Raw genomic sequence first — 25,506 nt, forward strand, 5'->3', positions numbered from 1 at the left:
AGACCCTGCTCCAAGCCCTGCTCCCGCCCTTCTTCCCGTACCTGCTCGGCCAGCGGGTGTCGCCAGAAGTACTGGATCGCCGTCATCAATTCCCTCCACATCTGCTTCGCCTGGGGGTCGGCCAGGCAGGAGTCGACGAACTGCACGAAGACTGCGGCACTGTCGGGGTCGATGGTCCGCAAACGCGGCGGCCAGGGATTCCAGTATGGCCGGAGCCTGCGGCCCACGCCCGTGTGTCATCGCCGACAGCACCGCAAGAGGGACATCCCGCTCGGCCTGCCGCTCGTCCGCGATCACCGGCACGTTGTCCGGCCCCAGCACCAGCGGACGCACCGTCAGCGACTCCCACCCCCGGGAAACCGAGCCGGATCGGACGCGAGGCCCACGTCGCCGTGGCACTGCTCTGCGTGATCACGATCAGCACCGGCTCACACCGGTACTTCTCGTACAGGTACGACAGGTAGTACGGCCAACTGCCCCGCTTCCGGTCGTCCACCCTGCCCTGCGACTCCACCACGAACAGGTAGGCGCCCTCGTCCGTCTCCGCCCGCAACAGCGTGTCCATTCAACGCCGCGATTTCTGATCCTTCTGGAAGATCTGGTGCAGCGCCTCATGCGACGAGCCGACCATCACGCCACCCCCAGCTCGCACCACACGTACTTCCCCCGGTCCCCGAGCCGCGCCGACGGCTGCCAGCCCCAGTCCCGGGCGCACGCCACCACCAGGCCCAGCCCGCGCCCCGCCTCCGACTCCAGCACCTGCCCCAACGGCACCGGCGGCTCCGGCGGCTCCGGGTCCGTGTCCCACGCCCCGATCCACACCACCCCCTCCCGGGAGCGCCTCACCCGCAACGCCGCCGGCCCCTTGGTGTGCCGCACCGCGTTCGACACCAACTCCGTGGCGAGGAGTTCCGCCGTCTCCACCAACCCCGCCAGGTCGTGCATCGTCAGGATCGCGCGCAGGGTGCGGCGGCAGACGGTCACCGCTCTCAGGTCGTTGGGGATGTAGAGCGTGTAGTCCCAGGGTTCGTTCTCGGGCATGGCTCAGTAACTCCAGTCGGTGAGTGTGGTTTCCGCGCGCGGTGGCATTGCCGTAGCCGTCGTGGCAGGACGGCACGGTGCACTTCCGGTACGTATTCGATCTGTCACCGACGGTAGAGCATAAATTTTTGCTGACGCAAGCCGTCGCGTAATCTGTCGCCCCAACGAGGCACTGCGTCAGAGTCGTTGAGTGTGGAGGGCACGTGTCACCGAGGAGCCAACCCACGGCACGGCAGGTGCGCCTGGGGACAGAGCTGCGCAGGCTGCGGGAGTCGGCCGGCTTGAAGGCCCGGGAAGTGGCAGCGTTGCTCAGTTCGACCTCGGCTCAGATGAGCCAGGTCGAAGCGGGCCTGGCGGGCGTCAGCGAGGAGCGGGTACGGCGTCTCGCCGCCCACTACGCCTGTGCGGATGAGGAGTTGATCGACGCGCTGGTCGCGATGGCCACCGATCGCACACACGGCTGGTGGGAGGAGTACCGGGGAGTGCTCCCTCCGGTCTTTCTGGACGTCGCCGAGACCGAGCATCACGCCACGTTCCTGCGGGAGGTCGTCACCAGCCACGTCCCGGGCCTGCTCCAGACTCCGGACTACGCCCGCGCCGTCTTCGGTTACATGGTCCCGGAGCTTCCGAAGAGCGAACTGGAGCCTCGGGTGGAGCACCGGATGAGGCGCAAATCCGTGCTGGAGCGTGACGTTCCCGTCCCCTACGAGACGGTCGTCCATGAGGCGGCGCTGCGCATCCTTGTATCGGACCGCCAAGCCGCTCGGCACCAGCTCCAGGAAGTGTTGCGAGCCATCGAGCATGGGCATGTCACTGTGCGGGTCATCCCTTTCACGAAGGAGGGGTTCGCCGGAGCCGGTATCGAGATGGTGTACGTGGGCGGGCCGCTGCCCCGGTTGGACACGGTGCTGCGCGACGCGCCCCACGGCACCGCCTTCATCGATGCCGAATCCCAGCTGGCGCGCTTCCGGGACCTGCTCAATAAGGTGACGAAGGCAGCGCTGCAGCCCGTGGAGTCGCGGGATTTCATCCACCGCATGATCAAGGAACTGTGAGGCGCCCGATGAGCCAGGCCGTCCGCTGGCAGAAGTCGTCGTACTCCGGCGGAGGCGACGGCAACACCTGCGTGGAAGTCGCCCACCTCGGCACCCACATATCCATCCGCGACTCCAAAGCCCCCGCCCGGGCCACCCTCACCTTCCCGGCCCCTGCCTTCGTCTCCTTCATCGAGGCTCTGAAGGCGCGCCCCTCCGCCGGCTGAGGGAGTCGTCGGGCCGTCGCGTCGATTCCGGTCGTTCACGCGGTTCAGGCTTGACCTGATCACGTCAAGCACTCACCATGAGCGCCAACCCGCACAGCGGTTCCACAGGAAGCCCCACCCAAGGCCCCGGTGGACCGTACTCGCACGTCGCACGCGAACACCCCACCTCCACCCCACAAGGAGAGTTCATGCGACTTCGCATCCGCGGCTCCGGTGCGCGTGGCAGCAGACGTACCGCCGCTCTCGGCGCGCTGCTGGCCCTCGCCCTCGCCGCCCCCGTGTCGGCCACCGTCGGCCAGGCCGCCCGTGCCGACGGCGTCCGGAAGGCCGTACCCACCGATGACGACATCCGGCAGTACGAGATCCAGCGGAGCACGACTCCCGTGACGCGTACGGCCATCCAGGCGGCCGGCGTCACCGTCGACCAGGCCGACGAGGAGAGCGTCGTCGTGTCCGGGCGGGCGGAGCAGATCCGCAGGCTGCGCCGCATGGGGTACGACGTCCAGCCGTTGGGCGCCGCCCCGCAGCGGTCCGGGGCGCGGCTCTACGACTTCCCCAGCGCCGACTCGAAGTACCACAACTACGCCGAGATGAACGCCGAGATCGACCAGCGGCTGGCCGCCTACCCGGGCATCATGAGCAAGCGGGTGATCGGGAAGTCGTACCAGGGCCGGGACATCGTCGCCATCAAGGTCAGTGACAACGTCGGCACCGACGAGGACGAGCCCGAGGTGCTGTTCACCGCTCACCAGCACGCACGCGAGCACCTGACGGTGGAGATGGCGCTCTATCTGTTGCGTGAACTGGGCGCGGGGTACGGGTCCGACCCGCGGATCACCAGCATCGTCAACAGTCGCGAGATCTGGATCCTCCCCGATCTGAACCCGGACGGGGGCGAGTACGACATCGCCAGCGGGTCGTACCGGTCCTGGCGCAAGAACCGGCAGCCCAACTCCGGCTCCTCGAACGTCGGTACGGACCTCAACCGGAACTGGAACTACAAGTGGGGCTGCTGCGGCGGGTCGTCGGGGTCGACGTCCTCCGAGACCTATCGCGGGGCCGCCGCCGAGTCCGCGCCCGAGGTGAAGGTCGTCTCCGACTTCGTGCGCAGCCGGGTCGTCGGGGGCAAGCAGCAGATCAAGGCCGGGATCGACTTCCACACCTACAGCGAGCTGGTGCTGTGGCCGTTCGGGTGGACGTACAACGACACCGCCACCGGAATGACCGCGGACGATGCCGCCGCCTTCAAGGCCGTGGGCCAGAAGATGGCCACCAGCAACGGGTACACGGCGGAGCAGTCGAGCGACCTGTACATCACCGACGGGTCCATCGACGACTACCTCTGGGGCGTGCACAAGATCTTCGACTACACGTTCGAGATGTATCCGACGTCCAGTTGGGACGGAGGGTTCTACCCGCCCGACGAGGTCATCGAGCGGGAGACCTCCCGGAACAAGGACGCCGTGTTGCAGCTGCTGGAGAACGCCGACTGCATGTACCGGTCGATCGGCAAGGCCGCCCAGTACTGCAGTTAGCGGTCAGGCCTCCTCGAAGTAGGCGTCGAGCACCGCGTCGAGCTGCTCGTCCCACTCCTTGAAGCGCGCCCTGGCCGCCGCCTCGATCTCGATCGGGTACCAGCGGCGGTCAGGCGTGTGCACGGTGATCGTGTAGCGCTTGCCGAAGCGGGGCGACTCCGTCTCCACGGCGGCGATCTCGTCCCAGCGGAACTCGCAGGCCTCCTCGTCCAGGCTGAGGCGGACGCCCCTGCGGTCGGCCACTATCCTCGCCCGGCGGTCGGACGCCTCGAAGACCGGGCCGTCGCCCGGGGGTTCCTCGTCGTCCGCCGGTTCTTCGGCCGTCGGCTCCTCGGCCGCCTCGGGTGCCGACTCCTCGGCCGCCGGCTCCGGCGCCCCGTCCCCCGGCTCCTTCGTGACCGCACCCGAAGGCGCCGGACCCGAGGGCGTCGGTCCCGAAGGCGCCGGCCCCGTGATCCCCGGGATGAAGGCCGGGTCGAAACCGGCGCCCGTCACGGGCTCGGCCTTCAACGGCTCGCCCTCCGACGGCTTGCTGCCTGATCCTATGCGCTGCTCCACGGCGGCAGTATGGACGACTTCCCTGTGCCGGAACCAGTCAGCTCACGAACACGCCGGCCACCGCCGCCACCGCGAACCCCGCCAGTGACAGCACCGATTCGAGGACCGTCCAGGTCCGCAGCGTGTCCCGCTCGCTGATGCCGAAGTACTTGGCCACCATCCAGAAGCCGCCGTCGTTGACGTGCGAGGCGAAAATGGAACCCGCCGAGATGGCCATGATGACGAGGGCGGCGAAGGCCTGGGAGTGGTGGCCCTCCGTCAGCAGCGGGGCCACGATGCCCGCCGTGGTCACGATCGCCACCGTCGCCGAGCCCTGGGCGACCCGCAGCACGAGCGAGATCAGGTACGACAGGACGATCACCGGCAGGCCCACGTCGTGCAAGGTGTCCGACAGGGCCTGGGCGACCCCGCCGGCCTTGAGCACGGCACCGAAGACCCCGCCCGCGCCGACCACCAGCAGGATGTTGCCGACCGGCTTGAGCGAGGAGGTCGACACCGCCTCCAGGGAGGCGCGGGACCAGCCGCGCCGGATACCGAGGAGGTAGTAGGCGAGGAGCAGGGCCAGGGTCAGGGCGACGAAGGGGCTGCCGAAGAACTCCAGGACCGAGCGGCCCGGGGACGGGCTCAGGGCGATCGAGGAGAAGGTCGCGGCGAGGATCAGCAGCAGGGGCGTACCGATGATGGCGAGGACCGTGCCGAGCGGTACCGGCTCCTCCTGCGGTGCCACGCCCTGGGCGCGCTGCTCCTCCAGCACCGCGCGCCGCGCCTCCTGGGCCGCCTCGGCCATGTCCTGCGGTACCGCGACGAAGACGCGCCGGCCGATCCACGCGGCGTACGCCCAGGCGGCGAGTACGGCGGGCAGGCCGCAGACGGCGCCCATGAGAATGACCCAGCCGAGCTGGACGTGCAGCAGTCCAGCGGCGGCGACCGGGCCGGGGTGCGGGGGCAGGAAGGCGTGGGTCATGGAGAGGCCGGCGAGGAGCGGGAGGCAGTACAGGAGGATCGAGCGGCCGGAGCGCCGGGCTGCCGCGTAGACGATCGGGGCCAGGACGAAGATGCCGACGTCGAAGAAGACGGGGATGCCGAAGACCAGGCCGGTCAGGCCCATCGCGAGGGGGGCCCGGCGCTCGCCGAACAGGGCGAGCAGGCGCGAGGCCAGGACTTCGGCGCCGCCGCTGACCTCCAGGATCGCGCCGAGCATGGTGCCGAGGCCGATGATGATCGCGACGTGGCCGAGGATGCCGCCCATGCCGGACTCGATGGTGGAGACGGCGTCGGAGCGCTGCACGGTGCCGAAGAGTTCGGTGACCGACAGGCCGGCCAGCAGGCCCACGGCCACGGAGACGGCGAGCAGGGCGACGAACGGCTGGAGCCGCACCTTGATGATCAGGAAGAGGAGCAGGGCTATGCCGAGGGCGGCGACCGTGAGGAGGCCGGCGGTGCCGTCGAGGAGGAGGAGCAGGCCTCCGGTGTGCGGGGGCGGGGCGGGAGCGGGGGCCGTCGCGGCGAGCGGGAAGGACGGCGCCGGGAAGGACGGTGCGGAGAAGGACGGTGCGGAGAAGGACATACGGGGGTCCTCTACGTAAATGCATACTGCTTTCGGGCAGGGGGGAGCGCGGCACGGCGCCCCGGAGGGTGCCGTGCCGGACAGGGTGTGCGGGGAGTGCGGGGGGTGAGGGGCCGTCAGCCGAGTACGGCGAGGGCGTCGATCTCGACGAGGAGGCCGGCCGGCAGACCGACGTAGACCGTCGTGCGGGCGGCGGGCGGCTGGGTGAGGCCCTGCTCCTCGAAGTAGGCGTTGTAGATCTCGTTCATCTCGGCGAAGTGGGCCGTGTCGGTGAGGTAGACGCGGATCATCATCACGTCGTCCCAGCCGGCGCCGCCCTCCTCCAGGATCGCCTTGACGTTGGCGAGGGTCTGGAGGGTCTGCTCGCGCAGCGAGGGGCCGGCGGGCGTCGGGGGCCTGCCCTCCTCGGCGGGCAGGAAGCCGACCTGGCCGGCGACCTGGAGGATGTTGCCCTTCTTCACGCCGTGCGAGAACTTCGCGGGCGGGGTGGTGTGGGTCTTCGGGGTGAGGGCGATCTTGTCGGTCATACGGTGGGGTCCTTCACTGGAGTTCTTCCGGAGTACTCGCCGCTGATCGCGTCCGCCGTGCGGCGTACCAGCGGGAGCAGGCTGAGGAGTTCCTCGGCGGTGACGACCACGTTCGGCGCGGACACCGACATGGCGGCGACCACGCGGCCGTCGGCGCCGCGGACGGGGGCGGCGACGCAGTTGATGGACTCCTCGTGGCCACCGAGGTCGGCGGCCCAGCCCTGTTCGCGCACCGTGGCCAGTTCCTTCAGGAAGGCGTCGGCGTTCGGGGTCGAGCGGGGCGTGTAGAGGGGGTAGTCGAGCCGCTCGGCGAGGGCGCGGCGCTCGGGTTCGGGGAGGTCGGCGAGGAGCAGCTTGGCCACGGCGGCGACGGTGATCGCGACGGGTTTGCCGATCCGGGAGTACATGCGGACCGGGTAGCGGCTGTCGACCTTGTCGATGTAGAGGACCTCGCCCTCCTCGTGGACGGCGAGGTGGACGGTGTGTCCGCAGTCTTCGTTGAGCCGTACCAGGTGGGGGTGGGCGATCTCGCGGATGTCGAGGTTCTCCATCGCCTCCTGGGCGAGGGCGAAGAGGCGGGCGCCGAGCCGGTAGCGCTGGTCGGACTGGCGGTAGACCAGGCCGTGTTCGTTCAGGGTGCGCAGGAGGCGGAGGGCCGTGGACTTGTGCACGCCGAGGCGGTCGGCGACCTGGCCGAGGTCGGCGGGGCCCTCGGCGAGCAGCGGAAGGATGCTCAGGGCGCGGTCGACGGTCTGACTCATGGGGTGTTCGCCTCCTCGTGGGCCTGCTCGTGGGCCTGCTCGGCCTGTGTCCAGCCGGGGCCGAGTCGAAGTCTCCCCCATGCGTCGTCGCCGAGGGCGGCGAGGCGGTCGGCGTGGTCGCGGGCCGGGGGCGGGGCGAGGTCTCCGGGGGTGGCGAGGGCGGCGGCGGCGAAGAGGTGGCCGTGGCGCAGCCGTGTCCTGAGGGGGAGCCCGCGCAGGGTCGCCGACAGGAACCCCGCGGCGAAGGCGTCCCCGGCGCCGGTGGTCGCCACGACGGCCGCGTGCAGCGCCGGTTCGAAGGCGGAGGGGGCTGCCGTGGGCCGGGGGCCGGCCGCCCGGCCCGGCGCCGACGGGGTGCCGCCCCCCTCCGGGACGGGCGCCGCCCCGGAGGCGCGGCTGCCGGCGGCGAACGCCGTCGCTCCCCGCGCTCCCTCTTTCACCACCAGCACGTTCGGTTCCGGCAGCAGTCGCCGGACCGCTTCCGGGCCGCCCGTGACGCCCCACGCCTGCTCCGCCTCGTCGGCGCCCACGAACACGACGTCCGCGCGGCGGGCCAGGTCCAGCAGCACCCGGGGGCCCTCGTCATCGGCCCACAGGGCCGGCCGGTGGTTGACGTCGAAGGACACCAGCGGGCGTCCGGGGACGGGGGCGGTGAGGGTGTGCAGGAGGGTGCGGCACCCGGCCGACAGCGCGGCCGTGATGCCGGTCAGGTGGAGGACGCGGGCCGCGCGGGCCGCCGTGAGGTCGACGCCGGTCACGGACATCGCCGACGCCGCCGAGCCCGCCCGGTAGTACGCCACTTCGTGAGCGCCCGTACCCCGGTCGCCGGCGGTGCGGAAGTACACGCCGGTGGGCCGGGCGGGGTCCCGGCGTACGGCGGTGACGTCGACGCCGTACCCGGCGATCCGTTCCACCAGGTGGTCGCCGAAGCCGTCCGTGCCGACCCGGCCGATCCAGCGGGCGGTGTGTCCGAAGGCGGCCAGTGCGCAGGCCACGTTGGACTCGGCGCCGCCGATGGTCCGGTCGAAGGAGGGGACGTCGGCGAGGCGGCCGGGCCGGGCGGGGAGGAAGGTGACCATGGACTCGCCGAGCGTCGCCACGTCCACGACGTCCCACGGGTGCGCAACGGCCGGGGCGTAAGCAGCGTCGTTGATGATGGCTCCTGTCGGTACCCCGGTGTCCGCTTCATTGACCCGGTGTTCGGCGAGATGCTAGACACCAGTCAGCAACGCATGCAATGACCGTTGCAGAGGATGCAACGGTCGAGAGAGGGGCTCCATGAGCACCGAACCGCTCGCCCGCCCGGCCGCGGAACGCCTCGCCCGCCTCGCCGAGGAACGCGTCGACCACCGCTTCAAGGGCCTCCCGCCGGACGCCGACGGCCTCACCGTGGCCGAGCTGGCCGCCCAGCGGCGCAACCTCTTCCGGGACGGCGACGGCTTCACCACCCCCGTGCTCGCCCTGTCCGCCGAGCGCCTGGAGCACAACCTCGCGCTGATGGAGGCGTACACCTCCCGGCACGGCCTGGCCTTCGCCCCGCACGGCAAGACCTCCATGGCCCCGCAGCTCTTCCACCGCCAGCTGGAGCACGGCGCCTGGGGGATCACGCTGGCGTTGCCCCACCAGGTGCGGGTGGCCCGGGCGTTCGGCATCCGGCGGGTGTTCCTCGCCAACGAGCTGGTGGACGCCTCCGCCCTGCGCTGGATCGCCGGCGAGCTGGCCGCCGACCCGGAGTTCCGGTTCGTCTGCTACGTCGACTCCGTGCGCGGGGTGGAGCTGATGGACGCGGCGCTCACGGGCGCCGCCCGTCCGGTGGACGTGGTGATCGAGCTGGGCGCGGGCGAGGGCGCCCGCACCGGGGTGCGCACGGAGACCGAGGCGCTGGCCGTCGCGGACGCGGTGGCCGCCGCCGGGGCGCTGCGGCTGGTCGGTGTGGCGGGGTACGAGGCACAGGTGCCGGACGCCTCCCCGGAGCGGGTGCGGCAGTGGCTGGAGCGGCTGGTGGCGCTCGCCGTGGAGTGCGACCGGGCCGGGCGTTTCGCGGGGGCGGACGAGATCGTGGTGAGCGCCGGCGGCAGCGAGTGGTTCGACGCCGTCGCCGACGTCTTCGCCGGCCTGCCCGAACTCTCCCTGCCGGTGCTGAGGCTGCTGCGCTCGGGTGCCTACGTCTCGCACGACGACGTGCACTACAGCAGGCTGACCCCGTTCAACCGGGTGCCCGAGGAGGGCGCGCTGGAGCCGGCGTTCCGGCTGTGGGCGCAGGTGGTGTCCCGGCCGTCCCCGGCGGAGGCGTTCGTCAACGCGGGCAAGCGGGACGCCGCCTACGACCTGGACCGTCCGGTGGCGCACGTGGTACGCCGGGACGGCGGCGAGCGTCCGGCGACCGGGATCGAGGTGACCGCCCTGTCCGACCAGCACCTGTGGCTGCGCACCGGGCCGGACGCCGACGTCGAGGTCGGCGACTGGATCGGTTTCGGCCTCTCCCACCCGTGCACGTCCTTCGACAAGTGGCAGCTGATCCCGGTTGCCGAGGCGGACGGCACGGTGGTCGACTACATCCGTACGTTCTTCTAGGGGGCCCGTGTGGAGGACCTGGTCATCCGGGACGCCGACGTCGTCGACGGCAGCGGCGAGCCGTCGTACCGCGCCGATGTCGTGGTCGACGGCGGGCGGATCGTCTCCATCGTCAAGGAGGCCGCCGCGGCCGGCTGCCAACGGCCGCGCGCCATGCGGGAGCTCGACGCCGAGGGCCTGGTCCTCTCCCCCGGTTTCATCGACATGCACGCCCACTCCGACCTGGCGCTGCTGCGCGATCCCGACCACGGCGCGAAGGCCGCGCAGGGGGTCACGCTGGAGGTCCTCGGGCAGGACGGGCTGTCGTACGCGCCGGTGGACGACCGCACGCTGGAGGAGGTGCGCCGGGCGATCACCGGCTGGAACGGCTACGGCGACGACGTCGACTTCGACTGGCGGACCGTCGGCGAGTACCTCGACCGGCTCGACCGCGGGATCGCGGTGAACGCGGCCTACCTGATCCCGCAGGGCACGGTCCGGGCGCTCGTCGTCGGCTGGGAGGACCGTGTGGCCACCCCCGAGGAGCTGGGCCGGATGCGGCGGCTGGTGGCCGAGGGGCTGGAGCAGGGCGCGGTCGGGCTGTCGTCCGGGCTGACGTACACACCCGGGATGTACGCCGGGGACGCCGAACTGACCGAGCTGTGCCGGGTGGTGGCGTCCTACGGCGGCTACTACTGCCCGCACCACCGCTCCTACGGCGCCGGCGCCCTCGCGGCCTACACCGAGATGGTCGCCCTGACCGGGGAGGCGGGCTGCGCGCTGCACCTGGCGCACGCGACGATGAACTTCGGCGTGAACGAGGGGCGGGCGCCGGAGCTGCTCGCGCTGCTCGACCGGGCCCTGGACGCGGGCGCGGACATCACGCTGGACACCTATCCCTACACCCCCGGCTGCACCACGCTGGCCGCGCTGCTGCCGAGCTGGGCGAGCGAGGGCGGCCCGGAGCAGGTCCTGGCCCGGCTCGCCGACCCGGCGACGGCCGAACGGATCCGGCACGACCTGGAGGTCACCGGCTCGGACGGCTGCCACGGCGTGCCGGTGGAGTGGGACACCGTAGAGATCTCCGGCGTCACCGACCCGGCCCTGGCCGGCCTGGTGGGCCGTACCGTCCGGGAGGCGGCCGGCGCGGCCGGCGAGACGCCCTGGGCCACGGCCCGCCGGCTGCTGCTCGCGGACCGGCTCGGTACGACGGTCCTGCAGCACGTCGGTCACGAGGAGAACGTCCGCGCGATCATGCGGCACCGCGCGCACACCGGCGGTTCCGACGGCATCCTCCAGGGCGCCAAGCCGCACCCGCGCGCGTACGGCACCTTCCCGCGCTACCTCGGCCACTACGTGCGGGAGTCGGGGGTGCTGACGCTGGAGGAGTGCGTCGTCCACCTCACCTCGCGGCCCGCGGCGCGGCTGCGGCTGCCGGACCGCGGGCTGGTGCGCGAGGGCTACCGGGCCGACCTGGTCCTGTTCGACCCGCGGACGGTCGCGGCCGGCGCGGACTTCGCCGAGCCGCGCCGGCTGCCGACCGGCATCCCGTACGTCCTGGTCGACGGCCGGTTCGTCATCGAGGACGGCCGGCGGACGGACGCCCTGCCGGGCCGGTCCGTCCGCCGTACGCCGCTGTGAACCGCGCTTACGGCTTGGGCAGGGTGCAGCCGGACGCGCTCAGGTTGAGCTTGTTGCCCGTGGTGAAGCAGGCCGGGATGTTGTAGATCTCCTGCGCGTAGTTGATGCCCTGGCGGACGGTGACGTTGCCGTTCGCGTCGACCTCGCACGGGTTGTTCACCGTGCACCGCTCGCCGTCCTCGTTGCCGGTGTTGTTGACGGCGACGACCTTGCCCGTGGTGGTGTCGACGACCGGGGAGCCGGACGTGCCGCCGATGGTGTTGCAGGCGGAGGTGTAGCGGACCGAGTCCTTGAAGGTCCAGTCGCCCTCCTTCAGCCGGTACACGAAGCCGTCGATGTTGCAGCTGTAGATGCGCTTCCAGTAGCCGGAGACCACCTTGATGCCGGTGCCGGCGACCGGGTGGGTGTCCTGCACGGTGAGCGGGCTGATGCCGTACGTGCTCTTGATCGCCGCGTACGTGGTGGTGGTGCGGTAGATGGTGACGTCGGTGTCCGTCATGGTCGAGTAGACGACCTGGTTGGCGCGGAGGGTGCCGATCCTGCTGCCGGCGGAGTTCAGCAGGCCGAAGCTGCGGCTGGAGGACTGGCCGGTGATGACCTGGCCGGCGCTCGGCATGCCGGTCTCCAGGCAGTGGCCGTTGGTCAGCACGAGCGCCGGGTCGGTGTCGGCCGAGTTGGGGAAGCGGATGACGGAGCCGGAGCAGTTGCTGAGCGAGACGGTGCCGGCGAAGTCGACGGTCGCCTTGACGGCCTTGGTGGTGTGCGGGGAGGCGGTGTGCGGGGCGATGGTGTGCGGGGCGGCTATCGCCGGGGTCGCGCCCAGTCCGGCCAGGGCCAGGGAGGAGAGCGCGGCGACGAGAGGCTTCTTCATGTGGGGGTCCCCTCTTACGACTTGGGCGACCGGAGTGGTTCCGGCCGCCCGTTCGGTTGTCATGCGCATTGTCGGCAGCGCAGAGGGGTGGGGACAAGGAGTCGCGTCAGGTCATAGGGGTTTCCCTGTGCCGGGCGGGATCACCGCTTGCCCTGCTTCGACTTGACGACGACGGCACCGAACAGCGCGACCCCCTTCACGACGACGCGCGGCGCCCCCGGCCGACGCGTCCGGTGCGCCCCGCCCCCGCCGAACACGCCGAACAGGCCGAAGCCCCTCACCTCGACGTCGATGTCGTCCGGCACGACGATCCCGGTGCCGCCCCACAGCGCCACGGCCCGGATCACCGTCTCCTGGGCGGCGAAGCGGGCCTCGGTCAGGTCGAGCCGGCCGCCGCCCCACATCGACCAGGCGGTGAACCGGGGCGGCACCACCCACGCGCCGTCCCGCCGGAACCCGCCGAACAGGCCCAGCGCGAGACGGGAGGCGGGCGTACGGTCCACCACCAGCCGGTCCCAGGGTCCGAGTTCGGGCAGACCGTGCGCCGCGCTCCGCAACTCGCCCGGTGTCCGCGCGTCGTAGACCCGGGTGAGCCGGCCGTCCAGCTCGTCCAGCGGCAGGCTGCCGTCGGCCACGGCGGCCCGCACGCGCTCGACGACCCGCTCCCGGTCCTCTTCGGAGGCGAGGAGGTCACGGGGGGATCGGGCGAGTTCGGTCATGGCAGCACTCTCGCACGCCGGCCCCCGCCAACTACAGCAGAACACACAGGCGTTGGCCGGTCCGGCCGGTCAAGCCGGTCAGCGCGGACCCTTCGTCGCGCCGCGGACGTGGACGGGTTCGGTCAGGGCAGCGCCCCCGCACCCGGCCGGCCCGGTTCCGGTGTCCCCGCCGCACCCCGGCCCCCTCGACTCCAGGCACGCACACGAGCGTTGACCGGTCAGCGCGGTCCCTTCGTCGCGCCGTGGCCGTGTCCCCGGCCGCGCGGGCCGCCGGTCGCGGACGGACCGGCCGACGACGCCGCGGGCGTGGGCGTGGGCGAGGGCGAGGCCGTGGGCTCGGCGGGGGCCGAGGTCGTGGCCGCCGGGCCGCCGCCCGGCTCGGACGGGCCGGCGCCGGCGGGCGCGGCGCCGGACGGCGGGGCGGCCGCGCTGGACGGGGCTGCGGCGGCGGAGCGTACGGCGGCGGTGGCCGGAGCGGTCGTGGCCGGGCTCGCGGTGCCGCTCTCCGGGGCGGCGCTGCCGGTGCCGGGACCGCCGGCGACCCGGCCGCCGTCCGCCGGGCGGGACCCGCCCGGGGAGCCCGAGCCGGCCAGGGCGGCGATCACCGCGACGGTCCCGGCCACGCCGAGGACGCCGGCGGCGACCGCCACCCTGCGCCGGCCGCCCACGCGCCGCGCGGCCCGCCGGCGGCCGGACCGGCCCTCGCCGGGCTCGCGCGGCCCGGGACCGGCCGGACCGGCCGGCAGCGGGGGCAGCTCGCGCGTGGCGTCGTAGGCGTCCTGCCAGCCGTGCGCGGCGGCGGGGTCGGCGTACTCGTCGTACGCGGGCGCCGGAGCCGGCTGCGGGTGGTACACGTACGGCCGCACCCCGGGCGCACCGCCCTCCTCGTGCATGCCGTACACCCCCGCCTCGTACTCCCGTTCCGTGGACATGCCAGCGGATTGTAGGGACGCAAGACACTCCTGAGACAGCTGACGGCGATATCCGGGCAAAACTCCGTGTCTCACGTGGCGGAAAACACGACCCATGAGGCGTTACCGAGCCGTAAGCTCACGGACATGCAGGTGATCCAGTCGACCAAGCTCGCCAACGTCTGTTACGAGATCCGGGGCCCGGTTCTCGAAGAGGCCATGCGGCTGGAGGCGGCGGGGCACCGCATCCTCAAGCTGAACACCGGCAACCCGGCCGCCTTCGGCTTCGAGTGCCCCCCGGAGATCCTGGAGGACATCCTCCGCAACGTCTCCACGGCGCACGGCTACGGCGACGCCAAGGGCCTGCTGGCCGCCCGCCGCGCGGTCGTGATGCACAACCAGACCATCGGCATCGAGACGGACGTCGAGCACGTCTTCATCGGCAACGGTGTCTCCGAGCTGATCGTGATGGCGATGCAGGGCCTGCTGGACGACGGCGACGAGGTCCTCGTGCCGGCCCCGGACTACCCGCTGTGGACGGCGGCCGTCTCCCTCTCCGGCGGTACGGCGGTGCACTACCGCTGCGACGAGCAGTCCGACTGGATGCCCGACCTCGCCGACATCGAGCGCAAGGTGACCGACCGCACCAAGGCGATCGTCGTCATCAATCCGAACAACCCCACGGGCGCGGTCTACGACGAGGCGATGCTCAAGGGGCTGACCGACATCGCCCGCCGGCACAACCTGCTGGTCTGCTCGGACGAGATCTACGACAAGATCCTGTACGACGGCGCCACGCACACCCCGACGGCCGCGATCGCCCCTGACCTGCTGACGCTGACCTTCAACGGCATGTCGAAGGCCTACCGGGTGGCCGGCTACCGCGTCGGCTGGATGTCGGTCTCCGGCCCGCGCGCGCACGCCGACTCCTACATCGAGGGTCTGACGATCCTGGCGAACATGCGGCTGTGCGCCAACATGCCCGGGCAGCACGGGGTGGTCGCCGCGCTCAGCGGGCGCCAGACCATCCAGGACCTGGTGCTGCCGGGCGGGCGGCTGAAGGAGCAGCTGGACACGGCGTACGAGCTGCTCACGCAGATCCCCGGGGTGAGCTGCGTACGCCCCAAGGGCGCGCTGTACCTGTTCCCGCGGCTGGACCCCGCGGTCTTCAAGATCAAGGACGACCGGCAGCTGGTCCTGGACCTGCTGCGGCAGGAAAAGATCATGGTCGTCCAGGGCACGGGCTTCAACTGGCCGGAGCCGGACCACTTCCGGGTGGTGACGCTGCCGTCGGTCGGGGACCTCCGGGACGCGGTGACGCGCATCGGGAACTTCCTGGACGGCTACGGCCAGCGGTAGTCGACGGATCTCATTCCGTGACCCGGCTCAACTTTAGACGAAATCCAAGCTAGGATGGTTTCCTGTCAGCGCACAGGAGGCCATCCCCCATGTACGAACCGATCCGCACCAAGTCGGTCCACAGCACGATGGCCGGCACCTCCTCCGACTTCCCGCACCGCTCGCGCGAGGAGGAGCTGGACATCCAGCTCGCCGGGCACCTCGCCGCGCTGCTCGCGGTCACCGACGAACTGCGCGCGCTGACACCGTCCGCCGACCTGGACGCGGCGGCGGAGCTCCTCGCGGCACAGGTGGCCCGGCTGCGCGGCGGACGTGCGCCGCTGCGCGCGGCACCGGCCGCGGCCGGCGACCCCGCCGCCCTGCACCGTCGCGCGCACGCCCTCGCCGGCCGCGCGCTCGTGGTCGCGGCCTCGCGCGCCGACACCTCCGCGGCGATCCTCGCGGCCGAACGCATGGACGCCCACACCAGCGCCCTGAAGCCCCTCACGGCCACCCGCTGACCCCTCTCGGGGTCCCCCGATCGGCCCCGGTCCGCGCGCACCCGCAGCGACGCGCGGACCGGGCGCCACACACTCCGGCGCCCTCGACGGTCCTCGACGGTCCCACGGCGACGGTGCTCGGATGAACATGAAGAACAGGATCAGGATCACCATCGCCACCAGCAGCCACCACCCACCCATGCCGGTGGCCGGTGCGCGGGCGGTCCTCGGGTCCGCCACCGCGGGGCCTGTCCTCCCTGCCGGCACCCGGCCCCCGCCCGCCGGGATCCCGTCAGGGCGCAGGCGAAGGGCCCCGCACGCCGTTGTGCGGGGCCCTTCGGGGTTGTGCCACGGCCGGTCGTGACGATCGCTGGTCAGGGCACATCCAGGCCGGCCGTGGGGTCTTGGGCGGGGCGGGTCAGCCCAGGCGCTCCACCAGCGCCCGGTACTGGTCCCACAGCTCCTTCGGGGTGTGGTCGCCGAAGGTTTCGAGGTGCCCGGGGATCAGGGCGGCCTCCTCGCGCCACACCTCGTTGTCGACCGTGAGCAGGAAGTCCAGGTCGGACGCGGACAGTTCCAGGCCCTTGGTGTCGAGGGCGTCCCTGGCCGGCAGGACGCCGATCGGCGTCTCGACGCCCTCGGCCTTGCCCTCCAGCCGCTCCACGATCCACTTCAGGACGCGGGAGTTCTCGCCGAAGCCCGGCCAGACGAACTTGCCCTGGTCGTTCTTGCGGAACCAGTTGACGTAGTAGATCTTCGGCAGCTTGGACTGGTCCTTGTCCTTGGCGACGTCGACCCAGTGGGCCATGTAGTCGCCCATGTTGTAGCCGCAGAACGGCAGCATCGCGAACGGGTCGCGGCGCAGCTCGCCGACCTTGCCCTCGGCCGCCGCGGTCTTCTCGGAGGCGACGTTGGCGCCGAGGAAGACGCCGTGGTTCCAGTCGAAGGACTCGGTGACCAGCGGCACCGCGGTGGCGCGGCGGCCACCGAAGAGGATCGCCGAGATCGGCACGCCCTTCGGGTCCTCCCACTCGGGCGCGATGATCGGGCACTGCGAGGCCGGCACGGTGAAGCGGGCGTTGGGGTGGGCGGCCGGGGTCTCGGAGGCCGGCGTCCAGTCGTTGCCCTTCCAGTCCGTCAGGTGGGCCGGGGCCTCCTCGGTCATGCCCTCCCACCACACGTCGCCGTCGTCGGTGAGGGCGACGTTGGTGAAGACCGCGTTGCCCCACAGGGTCTTCATCGCGTTGGCGTTGGTGTGCTCGCCGGTGCCGGGCGCGACGCCGAAGAAGCCGGCCTCGGGGTTGATCGCGTAGAGGCGGCCGTCCTCGCCGAAGCGCATCCAGGCGATGTCGTCGCCGATGGTCTCCACGGTCCAGCCGGAGATCGTGGGCTCCAGCATGGCGAGGTTGGTCTTGCCGCAGGCGGAGGGGAAGGCGGCGGCGACGTACTTGGACTCGCCCTGCGGCGGGGTCAGCTTCAGGATGAGCATGTGCTCGGCCAGCCAGCCCTCGTCACGGGCCATGACGGAGGCGATGCGCAGGGCGTAGCACTTCTTGCCGAGCAGGGCGTTGCCGCCGTAGCCGGAGCCGTAGGACCAGATCTCGCGGTCCTCGGGGAAGTGCGAGATGTACTTGGTGGAGTTGCACGGCCACGGCACGTCCTCCTGGCCCTCCTCCAGCGGGGCGCCGAGGGTGTGGACGGCCTTGACGAAGAAGCCCTCGTCGCCCAGCTCGTCCAGGACGGCCTGCCCCATGCGCGTCATCGTGCGCATCGACACGGCGACGTAGGCGGAGTCCGTGATCTCCACGCCCAGCGCGGACAGCGGGGAGCCGAGGGGGCCCATGCAGAACGGGACGACGTACATCGTCCGGCCGCGCATGGAGCCGCGGAACAGGCCCTTGTCACCGGCGAAGATCTCCCGCATCTCGGCGGGGGCCTTCCAGTGGTTGGTCGGGCCCGCGTCCTCCTCCTTCTCGGAGCAGATGAAGGTCCGGTCCTCGACGCGCGCGACGTCGGTCGGGTCGGAGGCCGCGTAGTAGGAGTGCGGGCGCTTGACCGGGTCGAGTTTCCTGAACGTTCCCTTGGCGACCAGTTCCTCGCACAGTCGCTCGTACTCGGCCTCGGAGCCGTCACACCAGACCACGCTGTCCGGCTGCGTCAGTTCGGCGATCTCGTTGACCCACGAGATCAGTTCCCGGTGGTTGGTGGGGACGACGGTGGGAGCCGCGATGTCGCGCGCCACGATTGCTCCTAAGTGAGGGATTTTGTGTTTGTCCGCCCCGTGGGGGCCGCGACCCGGATGCTTCGTAGCCCGCTCATCCGGTGCCGACCGCACTCATTTGATCATCCGAGTCTAGTGCCCATCTGTCCAGGGGGCATCACAGGTGAGCAGCGTGAGGAATCACACGATTTCCACGACTTTTTGCGTCCACGTTGGGTTCAGCTGAAGGACTTTTTGCCGGACCACCCGGTAGGACGCGGATGACCATGGGCTGACGGTCGGCACACGGCGGTCTCGGTACCATGCCCCCCATGACTGCCTCCGCCTCCGACGCGCCCACGGACTCGCCGGCCGCCGGCCGCGGTCCCGTCGCGCTCCCCCTGCCGCACCCGGTCAAACCGCACCTGCGCGGCTGGCTGCACCTCGGCATGTTCCCGGCCGTACTCGTCGCGGGCCTCGTGCTCACCGCCCTCGCCGACTCGACCAGAGGCCGCATCGCCTGCAGCGTCTACGCCCTGACGGCCTGTCTCCTGTTCGGCGTGAGCGCGCTGTACCACCGCGGTAACTGGAGCCCCCGGATGGACGGCGTGCTGCGCCGCCTCGACCACGCCAACATCTTCCTGATCATCGCGGGCACCTACACGCCGCTGACGATGCTGCTCCTGCCCGGCGCCAAGGGCCAGTGGCTGCTGTGGGGCATCTGGGCCGCCGCGGCGGCGGGCATAGTGTTCCGCGTCTTCTGGGTCGGCGCCCCGCGCTGGCTGTACACGCCGTGCTACCTGGCGATGGGCTGGGCGGCCGTCTTCTTCCTGCCCGACTTCCTGCACGCGGGCGGCGTCGCCGTCCTGGTCCTGGTGGTCGTCGGCGGGCTGCTCTACAGCGCCGGCGGCGTGATCTACGGCATCAAGCGCCCGAACCCCTCCCCGCGCTGGTTCGGCTTCCACGAGGTCTTCCACTCGTTCACGCTCGCCGCGTTCGTCGTCCACTACGTCGGCATCTCGCTGGTGGCGTACCAGCACGCGTAACCCCGCTCGATCGGCTCCCCGCGGCCACGGCTCGTCCGAGCCGTGGCCGTTTTCCGTTTCCTGCGGCCGGCGCCGCGTCGGAGCAGCCCGGTGCCGCCACGGCCGATGCCGGACAATGACCGGCATGACGCCCGCACGTTCCCCCCTCTCCCCCGCCGGCCGCCCCCAGCTGGGCCTGCGGGAACGCAAGAAGATCAAGACCCGTGAGGCGATCCGCGCCGCGACCTACGCGCTGATCAAGGAACAGGGCTACGACGCCACGACGATCGAGCAGATCGCCGACCGGGCCGAGGTGTCGCCGTCGACCGTCTTCCGCTACTTCCCGGCCAAGGAGGACATCGTCCTCACGGACGAGTACGACCCGCTGATGCTGGAGGAGCTGCGCGCCCGGCCCGCGGAGGAGTCGTGGACGGACTCGGTGCGGTACGTGATGCACAAGGCCCTCGACGCGATGACGGCCGAGGACGCCGAGGTGGTCCGGGTGCGGGCGCGCCTCGCCGTCCAGGTCCCCGCCGTGCGTTCCCGGATGGCCGAGAGCATGGCGGAGACCGGGCGCCTGCTCCGCGTGGCCCTCGCCGAGCGCTCCGGCCTGGCCCCCGACGGCCTCGACGTGCGCGTGTACGTGACGGCCCTCGTCGGCGGACTGATGGAGGCCAACCTGACCTGGGCGGAGAACGGCTGCGAGGACGACCTCGGCGCCATGGTGGACCGCGCCCTGGACGTCCTGGAGCACGGCCTCCCCCTCGGGAAACCCTGAGGCCGCGGCCCGCTCCCGTGACATCCTGACCGGGTGAACGGTCCCGAGATCCACGTCGAGTTCGCCCCCGAGCTGGCCCTGTTCGTCCCGCGTGCGCCGCACCGGACACTCGTCACGGACGGCGTCTCGTCCCTCGGCCACGTCGTCGAGTCCCTCGGGGTTCCGCTCACCGAGGTCGGCACGCTGGTCGTGAACGGCCGCGCGGTCCCGCCCTCGCACGTCCCCGCGGCGGCCGAGCGGATCGTCGTCCGGCCGGTGGAGCGGCCCCAGCGGGTGCCCGGCGCGCCCCTCCGCTTCCTCCTCGACGTCCACCTCGGCACCCTGGCCCGCCGGCTGCGGCTGCTCGGCGTGGACACGGCGTACGAGTCGACGGACATCGGCGACCCGGCGCTCGCCGCCCGCTCGGCGGCCGAGAAGCGGGTCATGCTCAGCCGGGACCGGGGCCTGCTGCGCCGCCGGGAACTGTGGGCCGGCGCGTTCGTCTACAGCACCCGCCCCGACGACCAGCTCCACGACGTCCTCGACCGCTTCGCCCCCGAACTGCGCCCCTGGACCCGCTGCACCGCCTGTAACGGCCTGCTGAAGGAGGCCACCAAGGAGGAGGTCGCCGACCAGCTCAAGGGCGGCACCCAGCGGTCGTACGACGTCTTCGCCCAGTGCACGGCCTGCGGCCGGGCGTACTGGAAGGGCGCGCACCACGACCAGCTGGAGGCGGTCGTGGAACGAGCCCTGAGCATGCGCACCCGGAGCGGCTGAGCACGCCGGTCCGGTCCTCGGCCGCGCCTGACCCGCGTCAGCGGGCGGTCAGCTTCTCCCGGAGGGCCGACGGGTCCGTCACCGGCAGGTCGCAGACGAAGCCGCGGCAGACGTACGCGGTCGGTGCACCGCCGACGAGTGTGCGGCCGGCGAGCAGCGGGAACTCGTCGCTGCCGGGGGTGCCGCAGGCGACGACGGCACCCGGGGCATCACCCAGCAGCGCCGTACGGTGCAGGGCCGCCGTCCGCTCGTCGGCCGGGTCCGGTCCGACGACCGCCACCTCGCGCGGACCGTCGAGCAGCGCCTCCGCGGCGGCCAGCCCCCACCCGATGAACCGGGGCACCCGCGGCCCGAGCGTCTTCACGATCCCCAGCGCCCGCTCGGCGGCGCTCCGGTGCGCCTCGGAGCCGGTGTGGGCCGCGTAGCCCAGCAGCGCGCCGGCCGCGGCGGTCCAGCCGGAGGGCGCCGCGTTGTCGGTGGGGTCCTGGGGCCGGCGGATGAGCTGCTCGGCGTCGGAGGCGGTGTCGAACAGGGCACCGGTCTCCGGGTCGGTGAAGCGGGCGAGGACCTGGTCGAGGAGCAGCCCGGCGAAGTCGAGCCAGACGCCCTCACCGGTCACGGAGGCGAGTGCGAGGAAGCCCTCGGCGACGTCGGCGTAGTCCTCCAGCACGCCGGCGTTGGGGCCGACCCGGCCGTCCTTGCTGGTGCGGGCGAGCCGGGCGTGTTCGTCGAGGTGGACGCGGACGAGCAGGTCGGCGGCGCCGACGGCGGCCTCGGTCAGGTCGGGCCGGCCGAAGTACGCGCCGGTCTCGGCGAGCGCGGCGACGGCGAGCCCGTTCCAGGCGGCGACGACCTTGTCGTCCCGGCCGGGCGCGGCCCGCCGCGCCCGGGCGTCGAGCAGCCTGCGCTTGACGGACTCGACCTTGTCGGCTTCGAAGACGCCTTCCGTCTGCGGGAGCTGGAGCACGGACTGCCCGTGCTCGAACGTGCCCTCGTCGGTCACCCCGAAGTACTGGGCGGCGAGTTCGGCGTCCTCGCCGAGGACCTCGCGGAGCTGTCCGGGCGTCCACGCGTAGTACGCCCCTTCCACGTGCCGTCCGGTCCCGTCGTCGCTGTCGGCGTCGAGCGCGGAGGCGAACCCTCCCTCCGGGGTGCGCAGTTCGCGGACGAGGAAGTCGGCGGTCTCCAGCGCGACGCGCCGGGCGAGATCCGATCCGGTGGCCCGCCACAGGTGCGCGTACACCCGGCACAGCAGGGCGTTGTCGTACAGCATCTTCTCGAAGTGCGGCACGATCCAGTCACGGTCGACGGAGTACCGGGCGAACCCGCCGCCGAGCTGGTCGTAGATACCGCCCCGGGCCATCCGCTCGCACGTGTCCTGGGCCATCTGCAGCGCGCCCTCGGCGCCGGTGCGGGCATGGTGCCGCAGCAGGAACTCCAGCACCATGGACGGCGGGAACTTGGGCGCGCCGCCGAATCCGCCGCGCTGCGGGTCGTACTCGCGGGTGAGGCCGAGGAGGGCCTGGGCGAGTTCCTGCTCGCCGGGCGCCTCCGCGGCCTGCCGGACGATCTCCCGCTGGGCCAGGTCGCGGACGATCTTCCCGGCGACCTCGCTGACCTCGTCGTGCCGGGTGGTCCAGGCCTGCTGGACGCCCTCCAGCACCTGCCGGAAGGACGGCATGCCGTGCCGCGGGGCGGGCGGGAAGTAGGTGCCGAAGTAGAACGGTTCCGCGTCGGGCGTGAGGAAGACGGTCATGGGCCACCCGCCCTGCCCGGTGGCGGCCTGTACGGCCTCCATGTAGACGGCGTCCACGTCGGGCCGCTCCTCGCGGTCGACCTTGACGCTGACGAAGTGCTCGTTGAGGTAGTCGGCGGTGGTCCGGTCCTCGAAGGACTCGTGCGCCATGACATGGCACCAGTGGCAGCTGCTGTACCCGACGCTCAGCAGCACGGGTTTGCCGGTCCTGCGGGCCTCCTCGAAGGCCTCGACGGACCACGGCCACCAGTCGACGGGGTTGTCGGCGTGCTGGAGCAGGTACGGGGACGTCTCATGGGCCAGTCGATTCGCCATACCCCCATCCTGCCGCAGCCCGGCGCACCGGGGACGTCAGGCCCGGACGGCGACCTCGCGTTTCGCGACCGGCGGGCGCGGCGGTCCGGCCCTCCGGGGCGCGGGGCGGGAGGCGGGACCGGAACCACGCGAATCACCCCGGGCCGACGAATCGGGCGGCAGCCTGTGACCGGCCTGTAGGGCAACCTCTGGTCTTCCTCAAATTCCAGTCCATGGTTTGACCTCCACGTCGGCGCAGACCATGATCGCTGGACCTCCACGGGGGAGGATGGGTAATCCGAACGGGGGTCGGGGGACGTGAAATTCCTTATTCTTGGACCGGTTGAGATAGAGACTCAGGACGGTCGGCAGGTAGCGCCGAGGGCACTCAAGCTTCGTGCGCTTCTCGCTTATTTGTGCGCCCACAGCGGTGAAGTCGTATCGACCACCCGGCTCACCGAAGCCCTCTGGTCGGGCGCGCCGCCCAGAACGGCGCTGACCGCCCTGCACGTCTATGTGTCCAAGCTGCGGCAGTATCTCCAGTCGATCGGGCTGGATGCCGCCGCGGTGATAACGACACAGCCTCCCGGTTACCGATTCAACCTGGACGGCCACGACCTGGACCTGAAGCAGTTCGAGGAGATGGTGTCCCGGGCTACGGAACTGAACGCCCTGGGTTGCAAGGAAGAGGCCTCCGCCGCGCTGAACTCCGCGATGTCGCTGTGGCGCGGGCGGGCCGTCGACGACCTGCGTTCCATCTCGGCATTCGATGCCGTCGGACAGTGCCTGGACGAGCGGCAGACCTTCGCCCACACGCAGCGCTTCGAGATCGAACTCGAACTCGGCAACCACAAGGCGATCATCGGTGAGATCCACTCGCTGATAGCCGAGCATCCGACCTGGGAGAGCCTCTACGAGTACCTCATGGTGGCGCTCTACCGGTCGGGCCGCACGGTGGAAGCCCTCGCCGCGTACGGACGGATCCGCAAGGCGATGGTCCAGGACCTGGGGGTGGAGCCGGGGCCCCGCGTGCAGCGTCTGCACCAGGCCGTCCTCTCCCACGACCCCACGCTCGGCCTCGGCCAGGACGCGGGCTACCTGAGACTCACCTCGTGACGGACCGCCGGTAGACAGTGTCCACTCACGTGATAGACACTGTCTACCGGGAGGTGTCATGGGCGATGCCCTGGGGGAGCAGCTGCCGGCGTGCGCCCTGCAGATCGTGTCGGAGGACGGCGTCGAATCGGTCCCGCCGCGCGCCATCGGCCGTCGGGCAGGGGTTTCGCACACGTTGACGGTCCGGCGCGACCGCGCGGTCGCCGCGTGCGGAGCGGGCTCGACCGCGACGGAGCGGCTGCACGCGGCGGTGCTCGCCTACGTGGAGTTCGCGCCGGCCGCTGGAGGATGCTCTCGCCGCCGCTCCGAAAGCGTTCGGAATCGTTCCGGAACCCAAGAACCGACGGTCAGCGACATCAAGGAAAACAGTGCTGCTTCACTCTGTGGTGAGACTGGTGGCTGCCCCGCTGGTACGCCTTGTCTATCGGCCCGTGGTCGAGGGGAGGGAGAACGTCCCGCACAGCGGACCCGTCATTCTCGCCGCCAATCACCTCTCGTTCATCGACAGTGTCGTCATTCCCTTGGTGGCACCGCGTCCGGTCGCCTTCCTGGCAAAGGCGGAATACTTCCGGAAGAGAGGCGTCAAAGGCCGCATGACGGCGGCGGCGTTCGCGGCCCTCGGTGCGGTCCCCGTCGAACGCGGAACCCACCGCGCCGCAAAGGACTCCCTGGAGTTGGCGCGCCGCATACTGTCCGACGGAAAAGCCTTCGGAATCTACCCGGAAGGCAGCAGGTCGCGTGACGGAAGGCTTTACCGTGGGCGCACGGGGGTGGCCTGGCTCGCTTTTTCCACAGGTGCTCCAGTCGTACCCGTCGCCCTCGTCGGCACGGACCGCATCCAACCTGTCGGGGCCCGGCTGCCTCGTATCAGGCGAATCACCGTGCGATTCGGTGAGCCATTGCGGCCCGCGAGCCCCGGTCCTTCGGTCCCTGCCGCGCAGGCCCGGCGAATGGCCACCGACGAGATCATGAGTGCCATTCAGGCCCTCTCCGGCCAGGAGGCAATTGCCTGTTACAACGACATCGCGCCGGCCGCATGACCGCGCCGCCCGGTGCTCCCACGACAACCCTGGCCAAAGCTCCGGAAGTGCTGCTGGGCGCGCCACGCGCCGACTCCTTCACGGCTTTCGGCCGTCGTGTGGACATCTGGGTGGCGGAGATCGGCGCTCCGCCCGGTGCCGGCCGCCTGCGGTCGGGGGAACTGCTCTCGCGTGCGGACGCGGAGCGTGCGGCCCGGATCGCCGCCCCCGGCGGCCGGGCGCGGTTCACCGGGGGACGGGCACTCGCGCGCTGGGTGCTCGCCGTCCGCCTGGGTTGCCTTCCCGCCGAGGTTCCGATCGTCACCGGTCCGGGCGGACGGCCCGAACTGGCCGGCGGGGGCCGGTCACCGGCCCACGGACAGGCATCGGAACGAATCGACTTCAACGTGTCGCACTCCGGGAACCAGGTCGCGGTCGTCCTGGCGCGCGGGCTGCGGGTCGGGATCGACATCGAGCGGGTCGTCGAGCGGGACAGTGCGGCCGACGTGGCGGACCGGGTGTTCTCCGTGGCGGAGCGAGAGCTGCTCAGGCGCACGCCGAGGGCTGCTTACCCGGCTCGCTGGTACCGGATCTGGACCACTCGGGAAGCCTATGTGAAAGCGCGGGGCACAGGTCTGAGCGGCATCACGGCCGACCTGCCGGCGCTCGGCACGTCCTGGCTCGCCCACGGGGTGCGCGGCGTCCCACGGGACTACGCGGCCACCGCGGTGGCATGCCGCACGGACCCGCGGGTGTGAGGGAGAAGAGGCGTCGCGTGC

The 25,506-nt window shown here is 71.5% G+C and carries 24 protein-coding genes and 1 pseudogene; 13 read left to right on the plus strand and 12 right to left on the minus strand.

The features are described 5' to 3' along the window. Positions 1-571 (minus strand): annotated as a pseudogene (locus IG05_RS49610) (hypothetical protein); the annotation flags it as partial. Between the two features lie 59 nt (positions 572-630). Continuing rightward, positions 631-1,041 (minus strand): ATP-binding protein, encoded by a 411-nt coding sequence (locus IG05_RS0134750; RefSeq protein WP_030348063.1) that lies wholly within the window; start codon positions 1,039-1,041, stop codon positions 631-633. 203 nt (positions 1,042-1,244) lie between these two features. Here IG05_RS0134750 and IG05_RS0134755 point away from each other — a divergent pair, with 203 nt between their 5' ends. From IG05_RS0134755 to IG05_RS0134765, 3 genes are all read left to right on the plus strand, one after another. Beyond that, a complete protein-coding gene (locus IG05_RS0134755) occupies positions 1,245-2,096 on the plus strand; it encodes a helix-turn-helix domain-containing protein (RefSeq protein WP_030348064.1) in 852 nt (283 codons plus the stop codon). 8 nt (positions 2,097-2,104) lie between these two features. After that, positions 2,105-2,302 (plus strand): DUF397 domain-containing protein, encoded by a 198-nt coding sequence (locus tag IG05_RS0134760; protein ID WP_030348065.1) that lies wholly within the window; start codon positions 2,105-2,107, stop codon positions 2,300-2,302. 188 nt (positions 2,303-2,490) lie between these two features. Continuing rightward, positions 2,491-3,837 carry a M14 family metallopeptidase gene (locus tag IG05_RS0134765; protein WP_030348066.1) on the plus strand — a complete coding sequence of 449 codons (1,347 nt, stop codon included), beginning with the start codon at positions 2,491-2,493 and terminating at the stop codon, positions 3,835-3,837. Between the two features lie 3 nt (positions 3,838-3,840). Here the strand turns inward: IG05_RS0134765 and IG05_RS0134770 are convergent, their stop codons facing one another. The 5 genes from IG05_RS0134770 to IG05_RS0134790 form a co-directional block, all read right to left on the minus strand. Further along, on the minus strand, positions 3,841-4,395 hold the full coding sequence (locus IG05_RS0134770) for a hypothetical protein (protein ID WP_030348067.1): 555 nt from the start codon (positions 4,393-4,395) through the stop codon (positions 3,841-3,843). Positions 4,396-4,432: 37 nt separating this feature from the next. Continuing rightward, on the minus strand, positions 4,433-5,962 hold the full coding sequence (locus tag IG05_RS0134775; protein ID WP_051790567.1) for a GntP family permease: 1,530 nt from the start codon (positions 5,960-5,962) through the stop codon (positions 4,433-4,435). A gap of 116 nt (positions 5,963-6,078) precedes the next feature. Continuing rightward, positions 6,079-6,489, minus strand: a complete 411-nt coding sequence (locus IG05_RS0134780; RefSeq protein WP_030348069.1) for a RidA family protein — start codon at positions 6,487-6,489, stop codon at positions 6,079-6,081. After that, positions 6,486-7,250 carry an IclR family transcriptional regulator gene (locus IG05_RS0134785; RefSeq protein ID WP_030348070.1) on the minus strand — a complete coding sequence of 255 codons (765 nt, stop codon included), beginning with the start codon at positions 7,248-7,250 and terminating at the stop codon, positions 6,486-6,488. Before IG05_RS0134785 ends, IG05_RS0134780 begins: the two co-directional genes overlap by 4 nt. Further along, complete coding sequence (locus IG05_RS0134790; RefSeq protein WP_037815267.1) at positions 7,247-8,329, minus strand: sugar kinase; 1,083 nt, start codon at positions 8,327-8,329, stop codon at positions 7,247-7,249. The genes IG05_RS0134785 and IG05_RS0134790 overlap by 4 nt, the downstream gene beginning before the upstream one ends. A gap of 199 nt (positions 8,330-8,528) precedes the next feature. On the opposite strand from IG05_RS0134790, the gene IG05_RS0134795 reads away from it, so the two are divergent. After that, a complete protein-coding gene (locus IG05_RS0134795) occupies positions 8,529-9,824 on the plus strand; it encodes an alanine racemase (RefSeq protein WP_030348072.1) in 1,296 nt (431 codons plus the stop codon). Between the two features lie 9 nt (positions 9,825-9,833). After that, a complete protein-coding gene (locus IG05_RS0134800; RefSeq protein ID WP_030348073.1) occupies positions 9,834-11,444 on the plus strand; it encodes an N-acyl-D-amino-acid deacylase family protein in 1,611 nt (536 codons plus the stop codon). A 7-nt stretch (positions 11,445-11,451) separates the two neighbouring features. On the opposite strand, the gene IG05_RS0134805 is transcribed toward IG05_RS0134800, so the two are convergent. From IG05_RS0134805 to IG05_RS0134815, 3 genes are all read right to left on the minus strand, one after another. Further along, positions 11,452-12,315: a S1 family peptidase gene (locus IG05_RS0134805; RefSeq protein WP_030348074.1), complete on the minus strand. Its 864-nt coding sequence runs from the start codon at positions 12,313-12,315 to the stop codon at positions 11,452-11,454. Between the two features lie 140 nt (positions 12,316-12,455). Further along, positions 12,456-13,034 (minus strand): DUF1707 SHOCT-like domain-containing protein, encoded by a 579-nt coding sequence (locus IG05_RS0134810; protein ID WP_030348075.1) that lies wholly within the window; start codon positions 13,032-13,034, stop codon positions 12,456-12,458. 218 nt (positions 13,035-13,252) lie between these two features. After that, positions 13,253-13,966: a hypothetical protein gene (locus tag IG05_RS0134815; protein ID WP_158839078.1), complete on the minus strand. Its 714-nt coding sequence runs from the start codon at positions 13,964-13,966 to the stop codon at positions 13,253-13,255. A 126-nt stretch (positions 13,967-14,092) separates the two neighbouring features. Here IG05_RS0134815 and IG05_RS0134820 point away from each other — a divergent pair, with 126 nt between their 5' ends. Both IG05_RS0134820 and IG05_RS0134825 read left to right on the plus strand, forming a co-directional pair. Beyond that, positions 14,093-15,304, plus strand: coding sequence for a pyridoxal phosphate-dependent aminotransferase (locus IG05_RS0134820; protein ID WP_030348077.1), 1,212 nt, complete (start codon positions 14,093-14,095; stop codon positions 15,302-15,304). Positions 15,305-15,393: 89 nt separating this feature from the next. Then, positions 15,394-15,804: a hypothetical protein gene (locus IG05_RS0134825; protein WP_030348078.1), complete on the plus strand. Its 411-nt coding sequence runs from the start codon at positions 15,394-15,396 to the stop codon at positions 15,802-15,804. A gap of 397 nt (positions 15,805-16,201) precedes the next feature. Here the strand turns inward: IG05_RS0134825 and IG05_RS0134830 are convergent, their stop codons facing one another. Beyond that, complete coding sequence (locus IG05_RS0134830) at positions 16,202-18,025, minus strand: phosphoenolpyruvate carboxykinase (GTP) (RefSeq protein ID WP_030348079.1); 1,824 nt, start codon at positions 18,023-18,025, stop codon at positions 16,202-16,204. A 290-nt stretch (positions 18,026-18,315) separates the two neighbouring features. Between IG05_RS0134830 and trhA the strand changes: the two genes are divergently transcribed. From trhA to IG05_RS0134845, 3 genes are all read left to right on the plus strand, one after another. After that, positions 18,316-19,029 (plus strand): PAQR family membrane homeostasis protein TrhA, encoded by a 714-nt coding sequence (gene trhA, locus IG05_RS0134835; protein WP_030348080.1) that lies wholly within the window; start codon positions 18,316-18,318, stop codon positions 19,027-19,029. A gap of 124 nt (positions 19,030-19,153) precedes the next feature. After that, on the plus strand, positions 19,154-19,786 hold the full coding sequence (locus tag IG05_RS0134840; RefSeq protein WP_030348081.1) for a TetR/AcrR family transcriptional regulator: 633 nt from the start codon (positions 19,154-19,156) through the stop codon (positions 19,784-19,786). Between the two features lie 33 nt (positions 19,787-19,819). Continuing rightward, positions 19,820-20,542: a Mut7-C RNAse domain-containing protein gene (locus tag IG05_RS0134845; RefSeq protein ID WP_030348082.1), complete on the plus strand. Its 723-nt coding sequence runs from the start codon at positions 19,820-19,822 to the stop codon at positions 20,540-20,542. A 37-nt stretch (positions 20,543-20,579) separates the two neighbouring features. Here the strand turns inward: IG05_RS0134845 and IG05_RS0134850 are convergent, their stop codons facing one another. Further along, on the minus strand, positions 20,580-22,613 hold the full coding sequence (locus IG05_RS0134850) for a thioredoxin domain-containing protein (RefSeq protein WP_030348083.1): 2,034 nt from the start codon (positions 22,611-22,613) through the stop codon (positions 20,580-20,582). A gap of 297 nt (positions 22,614-22,910) precedes the next feature. Here IG05_RS0134850 and IG05_RS0134855 point away from each other — a divergent pair, with 297 nt between their 5' ends. The 3 genes from IG05_RS0134855 (at position 22,911) to IG05_RS43925 (ending at position 25,485) form a co-directional block, all read left to right on the plus strand. Beyond that, a complete protein-coding gene (locus IG05_RS0134855) occupies positions 22,911-23,708 on the plus strand; it encodes an AfsR/SARP family transcriptional regulator (protein ID WP_030348084.1) in 798 nt (265 codons plus the stop codon). 395 nt (positions 23,709-24,103) lie between these two features. Then, on the plus strand, positions 24,104-24,748 hold the full coding sequence (locus IG05_RS0134860) for a lysophospholipid acyltransferase family protein (protein ID WP_234336144.1): 645 nt from the start codon (positions 24,104-24,106) through the stop codon (positions 24,746-24,748). Then, complete coding sequence (locus IG05_RS43925; RefSeq protein ID WP_078894685.1) at positions 24,745-25,485, plus strand: 4'-phosphopantetheinyl transferase family protein; 741 nt, start codon at positions 24,745-24,747, stop codon at positions 25,483-25,485. Before IG05_RS0134860 ends, IG05_RS43925 begins: the two co-directional genes overlap by 4 nt. Positions 25,486-25,506 lie beyond the last annotated feature (21 nt).

It is taken from the genome of Streptomyces sp. NRRL S-1022, from assembly GCF_000720135.1.
GTDB lineage: Bacteria > Actinomycetota > Actinomycetes > Streptomycetales > Streptomycetaceae > Streptomyces.

Excerpts from the sequence above, each read along its gene's own strand:
- IG05_RS0134840 (WP_030348081.1), top strand. The coding sequence starts at position 19,154 with ATGACGCCCGCACGTTCCCCCCTCTCCCCCGCCGGCCGCCCCCAGCTG.
- IG05_RS0134765 (WP_030348066.1), top strand. The coding sequence starts at position 2,491 with ATGCGACTTCGCATCCGCGGCTCCGGTGCGCGTGGCAGCAGACGTACC.
- IG05_RS0134815 (WP_158839078.1), bottom strand. The coding sequence starts at position 13,966 with ATGTCCACGGAACGGGAGTACGAGGCGGGGGTGTACGGCATGCACGAG.
- trhA (WP_030348080.1), top strand. The coding sequence starts at position 18,316 with ATGACTGCCTCCGCCTCCGACGCGCCCACGGACTCGCCGGCCGCCGGC.
- IG05_RS0134785 (WP_030348070.1), bottom strand. The coding sequence starts at position 7,250 with ATGAGTCAGACCGTCGACCGCGCCCTGAGCATCCTTCCGCTGCTCGCC.
- IG05_RS43925 (WP_078894685.1), top strand. The coding sequence starts at position 24,745 with ATGACCGCGCCGCCCGGTGCTCCCACGACAACCCTGGCCAAAGCTCCG.
- IG05_RS0134810 (WP_030348075.1), bottom strand. The coding sequence starts at position 13,034 with ATGACCGAACTCGCCCGATCCCCCCGTGACCTCCTCGCCTCCGAAGAG.
- IG05_RS0134790 (WP_037815267.1), bottom strand. The coding sequence starts at position 8,329 with ATGGTCACCTTCCTCCCCGCCCGGCCCGGCCGCCTCGCCGACGTCCCC.
- IG05_RS0134795 (WP_030348072.1), top strand. The coding sequence starts at position 8,529 with ATGAGCACCGAACCGCTCGCCCGCCCGGCCGCGGAACGCCTCGCCCGC.
- IG05_RS0134780 (WP_030348069.1), bottom strand. The coding sequence starts at position 6,489 with ATGACCGACAAGATCGCCCTCACCCCGAAGACCCACACCACCCCGCCC.
- IG05_RS0134805 (WP_030348074.1), bottom strand. The coding sequence starts at position 12,315 with ATGAAGAAGCCTCTCGTCGCCGCGCTCTCCTCCCTGGCCCTGGCCGGA.
- IG05_RS0134750 (WP_030348063.1), bottom strand. The coding sequence starts at position 1,041 with ATGCCCGAGAACGAACCCTGGGACTACACGCTCTACATCCCCAACGAC.
- IG05_RS0134775 (WP_051790567.1), bottom strand. The coding sequence starts at position 5,962 with ATGTCCTTCTCCGCACCGTCCTTCTCCGCACCGTCCTTCCCGGCGCCG.
- IG05_RS0134760 (WP_030348065.1), top strand. The coding sequence starts at position 2,105 with ATGAGCCAGGCCGTCCGCTGGCAGAAGTCGTCGTACTCCGGCGGAGGC.
- IG05_RS0134820 (WP_030348077.1), top strand. The coding sequence starts at position 14,093 with ATGCAGGTGATCCAGTCGACCAAGCTCGCCAACGTCTGTTACGAGATC.
- IG05_RS0134825 (WP_030348078.1), top strand. The coding sequence starts at position 15,394 with ATGTACGAACCGATCCGCACCAAGTCGGTCCACAGCACGATGGCCGGC.
- IG05_RS0134850 (WP_030348083.1), bottom strand. The coding sequence starts at position 22,613 with ATGGCGAATCGACTGGCCCATGAGACGTCCCCGTACCTGCTCCAGCAC.